Genomic DNA, 14,339 nt, shown 5'->3' with positions numbered 1-14,339 from the left:
AGACAGCCGTAAAACGCTGTATCACGACAGGACCGGCTAAACGGTATAGCTGTTTGTCAGACTGCAACCCTTTTCTAAACCAAGAAATACCGAGCCGATATCAAAGTAGAAGCGTTGCAATAGCACGGGCTATTAGAGGCGAGCTGAAAAATAGCCCGGACGGATATCTGTTCTTAAAGGAATAAGACAATACAACGTCCATCCAGGCTAAAGGCCTAGCTTCAACTTACTAGCAGGACCGCTAGCACGGTAAAGATACTCAATTAGGGGATGAGAAGTTCATCAGATACGGTAAAGGTAAGTAAATAATGGATACAAGGGATTAGGTCAGGATGTAGCTTCCAAGATTCTTGTAAGACAAGCCGCCTTGAATCAACGGCTGAGCAGGAAATGACCTCTTGTGTAAACCTCAAATCGGCCCTTGTACCAGAATGCCCTGTTTGGCCTTGCACAGATCGGATACAAAGTTGATACCCAGCAGGCGCATCAGGATGCGACCCGCCATCCTTAAGTGAATTATTACTCGCGGAGCCTCAAACTATTACTCTGCTGTATCGGGAACCCAATTTCTCAGATGCCGTTATTGAACGACCTACCTTAAAGACAGAACGTTGTGTCCTCTTTAGGATGAGGGATAATCAACAAAGCGTTTGCTCTAGGGCGCCCTAGCGAGGAAAGACGCCGCTGCGATGCTGTAATGGAATATGGCCGCGTTGCTTCTTCCACTCCAAAGCATGTGTTTAAAGCATCATGTGTCCGCACTGTGCCTGCCGGGCACTAAGTTCTATCAGACCGTGGGTCGTAAAGGTAAAACGTACGGCTAGACAGCCTACGTTAATGCAAATGCTGACTATACTCATGGGAGCCACATTCCGCATTAGTAAAACAGGTAGACACCAATGCGCAGAAACAGGGAAGAAATGATTGCCATGCTTGAATCCCGAGTTCATCACGAAGCTCTCTGGTTCAGCCGCATCCCTTTGCTCATTGGCATCGTAGCGGCGGTCGTTGTTTGCTTGGGCTACGCTTCATCTCATTGGACGTTCATGGCAGTTGGGCTTTTTGTCCTGATTATCGGCTTTAGCACCCAGGCGGTGCTCTGGTTTGGCCTGAGAGATTTGAATCGTCGTCGCTAGCACTGTCTGCAAAAGATTTAACGAAAGCCCTAGGCACCTCGGGCTTTCTGTACTTGTATATCGCCACACGGTGCGTCACCGACTTTATTTATGGCTTCCCAAACGTGACATCCAATGTCATCGAATCAGTATGGCGCATCGGATTCTGTCCAGTGGGCAGACGATCATCATCAGGGTGCATGTAAGTCATGCCTGTACCGAGCTTCTCGGTCATGAACTGGCCGCCTTTATTCATGGTTTCTGTCGAACCATCGTAAAAGCCAGCAATGGTCTTGTTACCAGCAGAATCGACTGTAACGATATTGCCGGGCGCAGCGTCAGCAATACTCTTGTTATCACCAATCTCGAATCCCTTGTTATCCGTGGCATGGATCGAAGCGTTTCGGCCATCGATGTCACTGGTATTGATAAAGCCGTTGAAGAATTCCAGCCGGCTGGCATCAGGGCGGTAATATCCGTCTGCATCCGCCTGCTTGAGCAGTCCGGTGGTATCGTTCTCGAATCTCATAACGCCTGTCTGCCCTGGCTCAAGCGTTAGCTCAGCGGTCAACTGTTCGTTCTTATCGAATTGGCCTATTTTGATCGGATGGTCCTGAGTATTGGTTATATTGAATGCACGCGGACCGCTACCGGCAGTGGGCCCGTCACTACTGGCTGGGCTTGCAGACGTTACCTTTTGCGGGTGAGTTTCGGGAGTTACAGCAGGGCCAGAAGCTACAGAAGGTTGTTCCGGACTACCAGCCGCTGGTGCGGTGGCTTTTCCTACCTCCCTACCCTTACTTTGGCCCTGAGAGGATGCTCCCGTGTCGTTCTGGTTTTGCTGTAACCGTTGCGCAATCATCTGAAGGATTTGCTGCACCAGGTCACGCACCAATGCCATCAAATCTTCTTCGCTAGCTCCCTTGGCGCCACCTGGGGAATGACCAGCCCCAGCCTTGCCGAACGTAATTTCCCTTCCCTGGCTGGCAAGCTCAGAAGGCGAACCGAAATTAACCTGTCCGCCGTATGGCTGAGCCAGGCCACCGTTGAGCCCAGGCGTTGGGCCATAATCATTGCTGCCAAGGCTAAAACCTGGCTCAGCGGGCCCAAGCACTTTTACTGACATATCAGCCTCCACAGAACAAATAGGGTATTGCCTGTGTGGTCAATTTAAGTTTCGGGTTCCTACTTAATCATCTTGACAGCTTTGGCAGTACGCGAACTGGAGAGGAGAAACGCTAACCGCTCACGGTGCAGCCAGCGTTTTTCTCCCTTGTACTACAACTGCCTTTGCTTGAGATCTGAAAACGAAGCCTTGAAGCCCAGAATGAAATCCACCGCTAGAAACACAAGCAGGCTGGCGCCTAATACAGGCAGACAGATCCCCAGTACCGTCGAGATCACAATCGCCAGGATTCGTTGAACCAGGCCCAGTTCACGCCATGCATCGATAAGACTCGGTTGAGGAGCATCATTAAAGGTCGGACGCCGACGCCACCAGAGCAGGTATCCCCAAACCACCATGACCACAAGGCCACCCGCAAATCCAATCAACAACAGCTGATTGGCAAGGCCGAAAAGTACCCCCATATGCGCATCTATACCCCACCGGGTCAGTTTGGCTGGCAGAGAATACTGAGCAAACAGGACATGATCCACCACCGCCAAGGAGCCGGGATCGATAGCAACCGCATCCACATGAGTAGGCCAGCGACGGTCGATTTCATTAACCGTCCAGGCTTTTCCCGGCCGCATGGCAGGTTTGATTTCCACCTTTGCCGCGTCAATGTGCTGGGTACGTGCAGCGGCCATCACGTGATCAAACACGTCGGGATCAACCGCTTCCATCTTCGGCATGTTATCCATGTGCATATGATGTTCGGCATGCTCATCCATGGGCATCTTCATGGTGGTTGAGCTACCCAGCTCCGTCGAAACAACAGGCGTCGACCATCCATAATATGCACGCAGAATGCCGATATTGCTCCCTGCATACTGTGACCATGTCAGCCCCGTGGCCGAAAAGAACAGCAGCCCTGCCAGCAGCCATACCCCTGTGGACCCATGCAGAGAGCGTAGACCCGCCGGCGTCTTACCACGCGTACGACTCCGTCGTGACGCCCATAACACCAAGCCGCCCAAGGTGGCGACCCATAGCCAGGATGCCGCCAGCTCACTATAGATTCGCCCCACATCACCCAACAGAAGGCCCCGGTGAAACTGATCCAGCCAGGTGCGTAATGGCAGGACACCACTCGTCCCGTATACCTTCATATCGCCTTTGATCTCACCGGTCACCGGGTCGATAAAGATGGCACGGCTCTCTGAAGCGCCCAGGCCCGGCGCGTTGAACATCACCCGGGTAGTATCACCGGCTGCAGGCGCAGGGCGTACGGCAGTGATGCGAGAGGACGGATCTACCGCTGCCTGGGCCGCACGCACTTGGGCGGCAAGGCTGAGAGGAGCGCCCTGGCTATCCGTATGCAGGGCATCGGCATAAAGGTAGTCCTCAAGCTGAGGGGTTAAAGCGTAGACAATACCGCTCAGCGCCGCCACGAGAAGAAAAGGACCAACAAAAAGCCCGATATAGAAGTGCAATCGTCTGAGTAATTGGATAAACGCGCCCGGTCTATTCTGGACCGACGCTGGCGAAGAACCTGACATGAGAATTCACCACGGCTAAGCACGACGACAACACATGGCTGCCGCCAACTAAGGGTTAGTAAGTAAATGCCGCCAGTGGCTGTCAGGGCGCGCGGGGATTGAGGCAGGGAAATGCGTCACGGGGAGGTCGTCGACAACCGGCGTCCAGATGATACAGGCGTTGCCGTTTATGACGCAGCAGCCAGCTCAGCGCCGTGAAAACCATGAGCGCCAGTGGAAGCGTACCAGCGAAGGCGCAATCGCTCATGGCAAGCTGCTTGATAGCTGAATCATGAGATGAGTCAACCATGGGCATACTGCCCTGGTGCGTATCAGGCGCGGCGGTCATAGCATGGTGATGTACGTGATGGTCCATCACCACCGTTGTTTCGTGGGGCGACGGGAGACGGTATGTCTGGCCATGCATGATGCCGTGACCAAAACTGCAGGCGAGACCATTGAGCAGGACGGCGGCAACCAGCATCCAGGCAAGAGAAGTAAAATGGGCTCGAACTGACTTCATACCAACCAATTTAGCACTGATGGCAGGCACAGGCCAGATGCGGGATTTGTTGTCGAGCGGTGGATATACACGTAAACGCCGGGCTGCAGCCACATGGCGCAACACCGGCTTTTGAGAGGTCAGGCCTGTCTGGGCTGCCCATTGGAGGCTGAGAGCCCACCATCGACAGGAAGATTCACGCCGTTCACGAAACGGGCATCATGACTGGCCAGGAACGCAATGACATCAGCGACTTCTTCAGCCTCGGCTGGTCTACCCAGCGGAATCCGCTCCCTGAAGCTGGCCATAAGCGACTCATTGCCAAGCATATCTTCTGTCAATTCGCTTTTAGTGAGGCTGGGGCAAACGGCATTGACCCTGACGCCTTCTTCACCAAAGTCCATTGCCAAGGCGCGGGTGAAATTGGTTACTGCCCCTTTGGCCGCGTTGTAAATACTCATCCCCCAGTCACCGCCCAAGCCTGAGACCGAGGAGACATTGACGATGCAGCCCTTCTGCTTGATCAGTTCAGGCAAGGCGCTTCGGCTACAATAAAACACACCGTCCAGATCGGTGGACATGACCTTGCGCCAGTCGTCGACATCAGCCTCGGTAATCTTGCCCTGGGCCACCGTACCCGCATTGTTCACCAGCACATCCAGGCGGCCATACTTCTGGATAACATCCGCGATCAGCTGCTCTACTTGAATCCGGTCCGAGACATCAGCGGTCTTGATGTAGCTGCTATCCGCTGGAAGCGTACGCGCCACGTGCTCAAGCTTTTCGGTCGTACTGCCCACCAGCACGACCTTAGCGCCCTCTTCCGCAAATCGTTTGGCAGTTGCTTCACCAATACCCGATCCTGCCCCTGTCACGAGCACCACCTTGTTAGTAAAACGAGTCATGTCAGCCTCTCTGGATCATGGAAGGTATGCACCAGTAGAACCGCAGCAGCAAACCCAAGTTCATCAGGAGGTGCATTGCAGAGCCAAGCGATCGCTAGTTAGAAAGTACATTCTGGCGAGGGCACGCATACCACTTTACAAGCGATGCTTATCGAGAACACAACGAATGAAACACAAGCGGCCCGCTAGTGCTTCGAGAGTCACTTAGACGTCGTCTATGCAAACCTTCATTAATTTGACTGAATATTGGTTTCTCAATGCTATGTCGTTCACTTGATCGCTTGGGCGGTTCAATGCCGCGATTACATGTAGCGCCGACAACGCCTCTACTCGAAACGGCATGCAATAAATTACACAACGAAAACAAATTTTGAATCGCTTTAAAAGCATTTAAATTTTTCACAGAATTCAAGGATTGCTATTCGTTCCGCTTGCTCACGACCCTTAAAACTTTCATTAGGTACAGCCTTGTCTGCATATCGTACGACTGCAGAAAACCTCGGGCAAATCGGCCATATCAGGCTACGTTCAGTTATTAACGCAGAGACGAATAGAAGTCCAAATAGAAGTCCAAACCGCCTAATTTCCTGACACTTTGTACGTGAAAGATCTAATCCAGTGTTTATCGCACTTTGGCAACGAACGAGTTGTAACATTTTGACTCTGACCTGTATTGCTCAATTAGGTGGACTTATAACAATGCGGGCTTCAGGTTTGTTCGTAGCTGCTTTAGGCATATTCGCCAGCCAATACAGCGCTGCTTCGACGTTGTCTCAGGAATCTTACGGCACCACGCGAGATGGCCATTCTGTAACGCGCTACACCATGACTAACGACAAAGGCATAAGCGTCTCTTTTTTAAGTTTTGGTGGTGTTATTACGGAGATCATTACGCCTGACCGACACGGCAAACGCGCCAACATTGTGCTGGGGTACGATGATCTGCATGGTTACGAAGTCGTGGATGCTCGTGAAGGCATCCACTTTGGCGCTCTGATTGGCCGCTACGCCAATCGCATCGCCAAAGGGCAGTTCATACTTGACGGAAAAAACTATCAGCTCGAACGAAATGATGGTCCTAATACGCTGCACAGCGGTAGCAAGGGCTATGACAAGCGCATCTGGCAGGTCACGCCACTGGTGACTGAAGGCCCTGTGGTCAAGGCTGCCCTGAAGCTAAACAGCCCAGAGGGCGATCAGGGGTTTCCAGGCAACCTCCAGCTAACTGTTACCTACAGCCTTTCTGACGACAATACATTTCGTATTGACTATCAGGCCCAGACGGATAAGAACACGGTCATCAACCTGACCAACCACAGTTACTTCAATCTGACCGGACCTGACAGTACCCATGGAGTCCTGGATCAGGTGGTGCAGATAAATGCCGATCATTATCTTCCCACCGATGCTCAGTCGATTCCTACCGGTACCCTGCAACCTGTGGAAAACAGTGTTTTTGACTTCCGAACGCCTAAAGCCATTGGCAAAGACATTCGCGCCAACGACCCACAGCTCCTTTATGCCCATGGCTTTGACCACAACTGGGTATTGAACAAAGGCGCTGATCCAAAGGCGTTACAAGATGCGGCCAAGGTCGTTGATCATGGAACGGGTCGCACACTTGAGTGCCTGACTACAGAACCCGGCTTGCAGTTTTATACCAGTAACGCTCTCAAGGGGAACGTAACGGGCGCAGGCGGCAAGGTATATCGGCAGACTGAAGCGTTTGCCTTTGAAACCCAGCATTATCCAAACAGCCCGAACCAACCGGACTTTCCTAGTACGGTATTAAAGCCTGGGGAGGTATTTAATAGCACGACCGTATTCCGTTTCGGTATTCAATAACGCCTTTGATAGTTCACTAAAGGATCCGCGCGTTTTTACAAAGAGAGAAACAGTTGATGAGCACTTTATCGACAAGGTCTGGATTGAGAACTTTCACTGCGGTTATCGCCGTTAAATTCGCGGTAATTTTAGTGATTGGAGGGGCCTGGCTTGCAGTATTAGGCGGCTCGTATTATTACGTGATCAGCGGTATTGCTCTGCTGATCAGCGCTATTCTGCTCGCGCGTCGCTCTACCGCCGCGATCTGGCTTTATGCGGTACTGATGCTCGTGACGCTCGTATGGGGCCTCTGGGAAGCAGGCACCGATTTCTGGGCTCTCGTACCACGCCTGAATATTCTCGGGCTATTGGGCATCTGGCTGTTGATTCCTGGAGTAACGCGTGGCATTGGCGCAGGTCTTAGAGCCAGCAAAACCTTTTTATCTGCAACGCTGGTGCTGTCCATTGCCGTACTGGTGTATTCGATCTTCAATGATCCGCAGGAGATCAATGGCAGCCTGGCGTCTACCCAGCCTGCCCAGGCTCAGCCGGTAGAGGGTATCAGCCCGGCGGACTGGCCTGCCTACGGCAGGACCCAAAGCGGTACGCGCTACTCGCCGCTGAATCAGATTAACGAGAACAACGTCAAAGACCTGCAGGTCGCTTGGACATTTCGTAGTGGCGAGTCCAGAACCGAGAATGATTCGGGGGAAACCACTAACGAACTGACCCCAATCAAGATTGGCGATAACATGTATATCTGCACCACGCACCAGATATTGGTAGCGCTGGACCCGGCTACAGGCAAGGAAAAATGGAGGTTCGATCCCAAGCTTAAATCGGAACCCTCCTACCAGCACCTGACCTGCCGTGGGGTATCCTATTATGATCAAGCCAACACCACGGAGTTTGCAGCCAGCCTCGCCGGTAAACCCCAGGCTCGAACCAGCTGCCCACGCAAGGTCTTCCTGCCCGTCAATGATGGCCGTCTCTTTGCCATCAACGCAGACAATGGCCAACCATGTAGCGAATTTGCCAATAATGGCGAGCTGGATCTTAAGGAGATGCATCCTTATACCTATCCAGGTGGTTTACAGCCCACCTCACCGCCGGTTGTAACGGGCACTACAGTAATCATTGGTGGCTCAGTTACTGACAACTTCTCTATCCATGAGCCATCAGGCGCTATCCGGGGTTATGACGTCAATACCGGCGCGTTGCAGTGGATATTCGATACGGGTGCAGAAGATCCCAATGCGATCCCGACTGACGGCAAGACCCTGGTTAACAACTCACCCAACGCCTGGGCACCCTTGGCCTATGATGCCGCTGCAGATGTAGTCTATGTACCGACAGGTAACGCCACGCCTGATATCTGGGGCGGCCACCGTACGCCGCTTATGGAGCGCTATGCCAGTGCTATCGTTGCGTTGAACGGCTCGACCGGTAAACTGGTCTGGTCTTATCAGACTACCCACCATGACCTCTGGGACATGGATGTACCTTCCCAGCCTACTCTTGCTGATGTAAAGGTAGAGTCTGGCGACACAGTTCCTGCTGTTTACGTACCGACCAAGGCGGGTAATTTGTTCGTACTGGATCGTCGTGACGGCAAGCCCATTGTGCCCATTACAGAGGTGCCGGTACCACAGGGTGCCGCAGAAGGCGATTGGGTAAGCCCGACGCAACCTCGCTCCGCCTTGAACCTGACCCCCATCCAGACACTGACTGACAAGAACATGTGGGGCGCCACCATGTTCGATCAGCTGATGTGCCGCGTGATCTTCAAGCGCCTGAGCTATAAGGGTCAATACACGCCACCGTCCGAACAGGGCACGATTGTTTTCCCCGGTAACCTTGGCGTCTTTGAATGGGGTGGGATCTCCGTCAACTCCGATCGCCAAATAGCGCTAATGAATCCTATGGCGCTGCCCTTTGTGTCAAAGCTGATTCCGCGCGGCCCGGGTAATCCCATGTGGCCGGAAGAAGGCGCCAAAGGGACCGGCACCGAAACGGGCATTCAGCCCCAATATGGTGTGCCGTTTGGTGTAGAGATCAATGCGTTCCTGTCACCGCTGGGTCTTCCGTGCAAGCAGCCGGCCTGGGGCTATGTCGCCGGGGTCGATATGAAAACCCACGAAGTAGTTTGGCGTAAGCGAATCGGTACGATTCGGGACAGTCTGCAGGGGCTTCAACTGCCACCGTTGAAAATTGGTGTCCCTATGCTAGGAGGCCCGATCTCGACAGCAGGTAACCTAATGTTTATTGCCGGTACTCAGGACAACTATATCCGCGCCTATAACGTGACCAATGGCGACAAGGTATGGGAGGCACGTCTACCGGCTGGTGGCCAGGCCACACCCATGACCTACGAAGCCAACGGCAAGCAGTACGTTGTCATCATGGCGGGCGGGCACGGCTCCTTTGGCACCAAAATGGGTGATTATCTGATTGCATACGCCCTTCCCGATACGAAGTAAAATTCGTAATCAGAGCTGACCTCTACGCGAAGCCCGGAAACCTTATCCGGGCTTCGCTATTTCTGCATTATGCCTAGGAATTGGCCTGCCAAAATGAACGTCATTGTTGGCAGAGTTCATTGCCGCTGCGTTATGCTTGGCAATACAGCTTTCGGGCAGATGAGACCTGTCTCACTTGCTGCATCACTATAAAACAAGAGCCCCCAACCGATGCGAGCACTCTTCAAATACTGCGCCGCCGTCCTGGCCTTTGGCGTTCTGGCAGGCCCTATACAGGCTGCAGACAAGGTTATTTTCGATACCGACTTCAATGTACTCAATGATGACGGTCAGGCATTCATCATGCTGGCGCAACTGCATGCGCAAAAACGGATCGAGCTATTGGGCATGACGTTGGTGAGCGGCAATGCCTGGGTGGATCAAGAGCAGGTAGACGCCCTCAAGGCCGTCGAGCGTATGGGCGTGGAAAAGGAGGTCGGCGTTTATTCTGGCGCAGCTTACCCGCTTCTACATGACCTCTCGACGTACCCGCAAGAACAGGCACTGTTTGGCGCGGGCTGGCCTGGCGCCTTTAAAGGTCCACGACCGACTTCAGCCGACGCGCTCATCGCGCCTCCGGATGGCCGCGCCACCCATACGACGGTACGCCCTGAATCAGCGACCCAGTTCATTATCGATAGCATCAAGCAGCACCCTCACGAAGTCACAATTCTGGCTGTCGGCCCGCTGACTAACCTTGCCCTGGCCATCCGCAGCGCACCTGAGATCGTGCCGCTGATCAAGCGGATCGTGTACATGGGCGGCGCCATCGAGATTCCAGGCAATACCACGCCCGCAGCAGAATTCAACTGGTGGTTCGACCCGGAGGCTGCACGGATCGTTTTACGCTCGCCGATAGAGCATGTGATCTTTCCCAACGACGTCTGCGAAAAGGTCATCTTCAACGCAGGCGTTTACAAGCGCATCGTGGCCGCTGAAGGGGTTATCCCTGACCTGTACAAGACAGTCCTGGGCTCTGAGTTCGACAAGGACCCTGCCTACCAGAGTTTTACCTGGGACAGTCTGCCGGCGCTCTTCCTGGTGCACCCAGAACTGGTAACCGAATCGAAAGACCTTTGGGTTGACGTTGATACCCACTTTGGCCCGAACTACGGCAGGTCACTGGGCTACTACAAGAATCCCCCATTAGGCACCCAGAAAGCCAAGGTGGTATTTGCTATCGATCAACAAGCCTTTTGGAATGATTATGTAAAGCTGGTTACGTTGCCTGCCCCAGTCAAACGACCATGAAGTGGTGCCTAGGGTTGCCAGCTGTATTGTTGCAACCCTGTCCTTGCCTCCACACAGGTCTGCGCTGCTGGCGCATCCTCCGCTGCCAGAAATTCTAAATAAAAACTTAGCGGATAGTGTTAGATCCCTTGCTGCTTTAACCAAGCCCCCGTGGTACTAGGGAAGTTGCGTATCTACAAATCATGCTAGTGAGTCATAAGCAGATCACCCTGCGCGGGGCGACCTAAATAAAACCCTTGTGCCTGATGGCAATTAAGCCGAGTCAATAATTCAAGCTGCTCCTGGGTTTCAACGCCTTCAGCCGTAACAGTGAGCGATAAGGCACGACCCAAACCAATGATGGCTTCGATAATTGCCTCGCCACTAGACGAGCCATCCAACGCGGCAATAAAGCTACGGTCGATCTTGATGCCGTCGAAGGGATAAGTATGGACGTAGCTTAATGAGGAGTAGCCGGTGCCAAAATCATCCATGGCTAGCCTAACGCCCAGCTCCTTGAGTGCTCGCATAATAGCCAAGGCATCGTTGGTATTATCAAGCATAACGCTTTCGGTAATCTCAAGCTCCAGGCGCTCAGGCGCAAGCCCGGTTTCCTCTAGAACCGCTTGTATGCGAGCTACCAAGTCACTGCGCTTGAATTCTATTGGTGAAAGATTGACTGAGACAAAGGCCGAGTCCTTCCACTGCATAGCCTCTAGGCACGCCCTGCGTAATACCCAGTCACTCAATGGCACGATTAGGCCGGTTTCTTCCGCAATGGAAATAAAATGGTCAGGGCTTAAATAGCCGCGTAGAGGATGCTGCCACCGTACCAAGGCTTCGGCCCCTGTTAGATGACCACCTCGTATCTTATAACGGGGCTGAAACTCCAAGCGCAATTCGTCTCGGCGTAAAGCCAGTCTAAGATCCGTCTCGAGTTGCCGCCGAACCAGAAGACGACTACTCATCCGTGAGGTGTAAAACTGCCACGTGTTCCGGCCTGACGCTTTGGCTTCGTAAAGCGCTATATCGGCAAAACGCAAGAGATCGTCAGCCTGACAGCTATCCTCCGGCGCCGAAACGATCCCTATGCTGCATCCTACACTCACTTCATGCTTATTGATCAACACAGGCTTTCGCAGACTATTAAGGAGTCGCTCGCAGAGTTTTTCAATAAAAGCCCGGTTTGGCAGACCGCTGGCCACAATGACGAACTCATCGCCCCCAATACGGGAGACAAGATCATCCTCACGCATACATTGTTTCAGGCGGTGAGAAACCTCAACCAACATCTGATCACCAGCCGCGTGCCCAAGGGTATCGTTTATGGGTTTGAAACCATCCAGATCAAGGTATAAGAGCCAAAGCGGATTCTCCGCGGTAGGCTTGGCCTCCAACCTCGCCTTGAGAAAGCGATACATCATACGCCGGTTGGCCAGGCCCGTCAGAGCATCCTCCTGAGCATCTCTTAATCGCGCTTTTTCCTGGAGTTTGCGCGGCGTAATATCCTGTACAAAGGCGCTGAAGATCGTACGGCTGTCAATCTGGATCGCCGTGATGCGTGTCTCGACGGGAATCAGCATCCCATCCTTACGCAACGCCGAATGTTCGACAACCTTGCCCACATTGTTGCTTTCCCCTTTGGCGAGGAAGCCTTTCAAATCGTCACGATAAGCCTGACGCATCATCGGCGGAATAATCAAATCCTCTATAGACGCGCCTATTGCTTCTTCTCGACTCCAGAGAAAGATCTCTTCGGCTTTGCGATTCCAGGCGGTAACAGCCCCCCTTTCATCCGTACAGATGTACCCGTCACTGGTATTTTCCAGGATGGCACTCAGTTCGGCCTCACGCTTATGCAGCGTTTGAATGTGCTCTTGCGCCTCTTTGGTTAGCGAGTCTTTCCTGGCAAGGAGAACCTCCTTATCGACCAGCATTTTCTGCAGCTGCCCGTTCAGACCTTGGAGCATGTCTTTCATGCGCATATCAAGAAGCGCCCGGCCAAACTTTCGGGCTGAATCTATTTCAGCCTTTGACCAGGGCTTGGCTTGATAGCGAACCGTTTCTTTCCAGTCTTCAAATGACTTTCGCGGCGTCAACTGCCCAGGAGTAGAACCTGGCTCAACTGGCTTATGGGGATTACCTGCCCAATTAATGGTTTCAAGATATTCGGCCCTGAACCATAGCAATACAAACGGAGGACTGTGCGAGATTACAACCGCCAGTAAGCCGCTGGCCTGGGTGGCATACACCTTTGCAGGCTCATAATGATCTACAAGACTTTTGGTCGCAAAGGTAGTCGGCATGGATGGCTCCAGAAGCCACTCTATCAATGCTCGGGCCTGCTCCTCAGATGGCGTACTGCCCAGTAGGGTAAGCTTACCGTGAAGAAGCAGTGCTGCACCCTCTGCGTGAACAAGGTGCTGAACATCCTTCAAATAGCGCCGAATACTTTCTTCAACAGCAGACAACCCTGTCAGCCTATTGAGTAACTCTTCACGAGCAAAAGCCAATTGCTGCGCCTGATTGTTAATCGCTTTTTCCAAATGCGCCTTAATCGATTGGCCCAGCGTCTGCCCTAATAGTTTACAGGTCTCGCGCATATCATAAGAGACCCGTTTGGGAGAGGTATGATGGCAGGAGACAAGTCCCCATAGTTGCCCATCCACGACTATCGAGACGGACATAGAGGCTGTAACGTTCAGGTTTTTAAGATATTGAACATGAATGGGCGAAACGCTGCGCAAGCTGCATCCGCTCATGTCCAATGGCTGACCTGTAATGGGGTTCAATACCGGAATGAGCGGAGCAGGTGTATACCCAGCATCCGCTATTGTTCTGATGGGATTCCGAAGATAAAGCGCTCGCGCCTGCCTGGGAATGTCGGAGGCGGGATAATGATGATTGAGGAGCGCGTCAAGACTATCGATCTTGTCTTCAGATGCGACAAGCCCAGTCCCATCCTCTAGAAACCGATAAATCATTACCCGATCAAACCCGGTCAGGCGGCGAAACTCCTCACTTGCACTCTTAAGCAGAGCGTGCAGACTGGTTGTGGCACTCCAAATTGTAAGAACCCGATGGATCTCGCCGACCCTCTGCGCCGCAGTGATTTGATGCTCTGAGGAAGGCTCCAGCTCTAGAAACAACACACCATTGCAAATATGTGCTGTCAGATCTACGGGCATACCAAGGTTGCCTGCTGGCGACAACGAGCCTAAATACAAAGGTTCAGTCATATCAGGCTCGAGCGTCAGAAGAGATGTCGCGGCCTCGGCCCCAAAAACCGTATCGACTGGCTGCCCCAGCAAGCCAGTAGGGTTTCGTGTTAAAAACCGCACAGTATCACCGGCAACTTGTTGAATAGTCTGGGTATCAGGGTCGATAGCAAGCAATATACCGTGTGGCTGAATCGATCCGGGAATATGAATCGGTTCCCTGTCACACTGCGCAAGATCAAGAGGCTGGGTCGTTTGATCCATAATTAAAAGGTACGCCTGAAGGTCAGTATGCGGGTAGAGCAACAACCGCTCCACGATAGGCTACGGCTTGGCTTGTTATAGGTCTGAGCCAATACACCGCCATTGGTTCGTTAGAGATT

The 14,339-nt window shown here is 52.8% G+C and carries 9 protein-coding genes; 4 read left to right on the top strand and 5 right to left on the bottom strand.

Features of this window, described 5'->3' with window-relative positions; translation table 11 throughout:
* Positions 1-899: 899 nt before the first annotated feature.
* Positions 900-1,136: a hypothetical protein gene (locus B3729_RS16745; protein WP_010799101.1), complete on the top strand. Its 237-nt coding sequence runs from the start codon at positions 900-902 to the stop codon at positions 1,134-1,136.
* Between the two features lie 88 nt (positions 1,137-1,224).
* Here the strand turns inward: B3729_RS16745 and B3729_RS16740 are convergent, their stop codons facing one another.
* From B3729_RS16740 to B3729_RS16725, 4 genes are all read right to left on the bottom strand, one after another.
* Positions 1,225-2,241, bottom strand: coding sequence for a hypothetical protein (locus tag B3729_RS16740; protein WP_286788451.1), 1,017 nt, complete (start codon positions 2,239-2,241; stop codon positions 1,225-1,227).
* A 152-nt stretch (positions 2,242-2,393) separates the two neighbouring features.
* Positions 2,394-3,779 carry a PepSY-associated TM helix domain-containing protein gene (locus tag B3729_RS16735; RefSeq protein WP_286788450.1) on the bottom strand — a complete coding sequence of 462 codons (1,386 nt, stop codon included), beginning with the start codon at positions 3,777-3,779 and terminating at the stop codon, positions 2,394-2,396.
* Between the two features lie 82 nt (positions 3,780-3,861).
* Complete coding sequence (locus B3729_RS16730; RefSeq protein ID WP_286788449.1) at positions 3,862-4,281, bottom strand: DUF2946 domain-containing protein; 420 nt, start codon at positions 4,279-4,281, stop codon at positions 3,862-3,864.
* A 119-nt stretch (positions 4,282-4,400) separates the two neighbouring features.
* Positions 4,401-5,165 (bottom strand): SDR family NAD(P)-dependent oxidoreductase, encoded by a 765-nt coding sequence (locus tag B3729_RS16725; protein WP_286788448.1) that lies wholly within the window; start codon positions 5,163-5,165, stop codon positions 4,401-4,403.
* 699 nt (positions 5,166-5,864) lie between these two features.
* Between B3729_RS16725 and B3729_RS16720 the strand changes: the two genes are divergently transcribed.
* From B3729_RS16720 to B3729_RS16710, 3 genes are all read left to right on the top strand, one after another.
* Positions 5,865-7,010 (top strand): aldose epimerase family protein, encoded by a 1,146-nt coding sequence (locus B3729_RS16720; RefSeq protein ID WP_286788447.1) that lies wholly within the window; start codon positions 5,865-5,867, stop codon positions 7,008-7,010.
* 83 nt (positions 7,011-7,093) lie between these two features.
* Positions 7,094-9,469 (top strand): glucose/quinate/shikimate family membrane-bound PQQ-dependent dehydrogenase, encoded by a 2,376-nt coding sequence (locus tag B3729_RS16715; protein ID WP_286788446.1) that lies wholly within the window; start codon positions 7,094-7,096, stop codon positions 9,467-9,469.
* 210 nt (positions 9,470-9,679) lie between these two features.
* Complete coding sequence (locus B3729_RS16710) at positions 9,680-10,759, top strand: nucleoside hydrolase (RefSeq protein WP_286788445.1); 1,080 nt, start codon at positions 9,680-9,682, stop codon at positions 10,757-10,759.
* Positions 10,760-10,944: 185 nt separating this feature from the next.
* Here the strand turns inward: B3729_RS16710 and B3729_RS16705 are convergent, their stop codons facing one another.
* Positions 10,945-14,220 carry a bifunctional diguanylate cyclase/phosphodiesterase gene (locus B3729_RS16705; protein ID WP_286788444.1) on the bottom strand — a complete coding sequence of 1,092 codons (3,276 nt, stop codon included), beginning with the start codon at positions 14,218-14,220 and terminating at the stop codon, positions 10,945-10,947.
* Positions 14,221-14,339 lie beyond the last annotated feature (119 nt).

Origin of the sequence: Pseudomonas sp. UBA3149, assembly GCF_002364655.1 — a bacterium.
GTDB lineage: Bacteria > Pseudomonadota > Gammaproteobacteria > Pseudomonadales > Pseudomonadaceae > Chryseomonas > Chryseomonas luteola.
This window is presented reverse-complemented; position numbering and strand designations above follow the sequence as displayed.

Excerpts from the sequence above, each read along its gene's own strand:
- B3729_RS16745 (WP_010799101.1), top strand. The coding sequence starts at position 900 with ATGCGCAGAAACAGGGAAGAAATGATTGCCATGCTTGAATCCCGAGTT.
- B3729_RS16740 (WP_286788451.1), bottom strand. The coding sequence starts at position 2,241 with ATGTCAGTAAAAGTGCTTGGGCCCGCTGAGCCAGGTTTTAGCCTTGGC.
- B3729_RS16735 (WP_286788450.1), bottom strand. The coding sequence starts at position 3,779 with ATGTCAGGTTCTTCGCCAGCGTCGGTCCAGAATAGACCGGGCGCGTTT.
- B3729_RS16730 (WP_286788449.1), bottom strand. The coding sequence starts at position 4,281 with ATGAAGTCAGTTCGAGCCCATTTTACTTCTCTTGCCTGGATGCTGGTT.
- B3729_RS16725 (WP_286788448.1), bottom strand. The coding sequence starts at position 5,165 with ATGACTCGTTTTACTAACAAGGTGGTGCTCGTGACAGGGGCAGGATCG.
- B3729_RS16720 (WP_286788447.1), top strand. The coding sequence starts at position 5,865 with ATGCGGGCTTCAGGTTTGTTCGTAGCTGCTTTAGGCATATTCGCCAGC.
- B3729_RS16710 (WP_286788445.1), top strand. The coding sequence starts at position 9,680 with ATGCGAGCACTCTTCAAATACTGCGCCGCCGTCCTGGCCTTTGGCGTT.
- B3729_RS16705 (WP_286788444.1), bottom strand. The coding sequence starts at position 14,220 with ATGGATCAAACGACCCAGCCTCTTGATCTTGCGCAGTGTGACAGGGAA.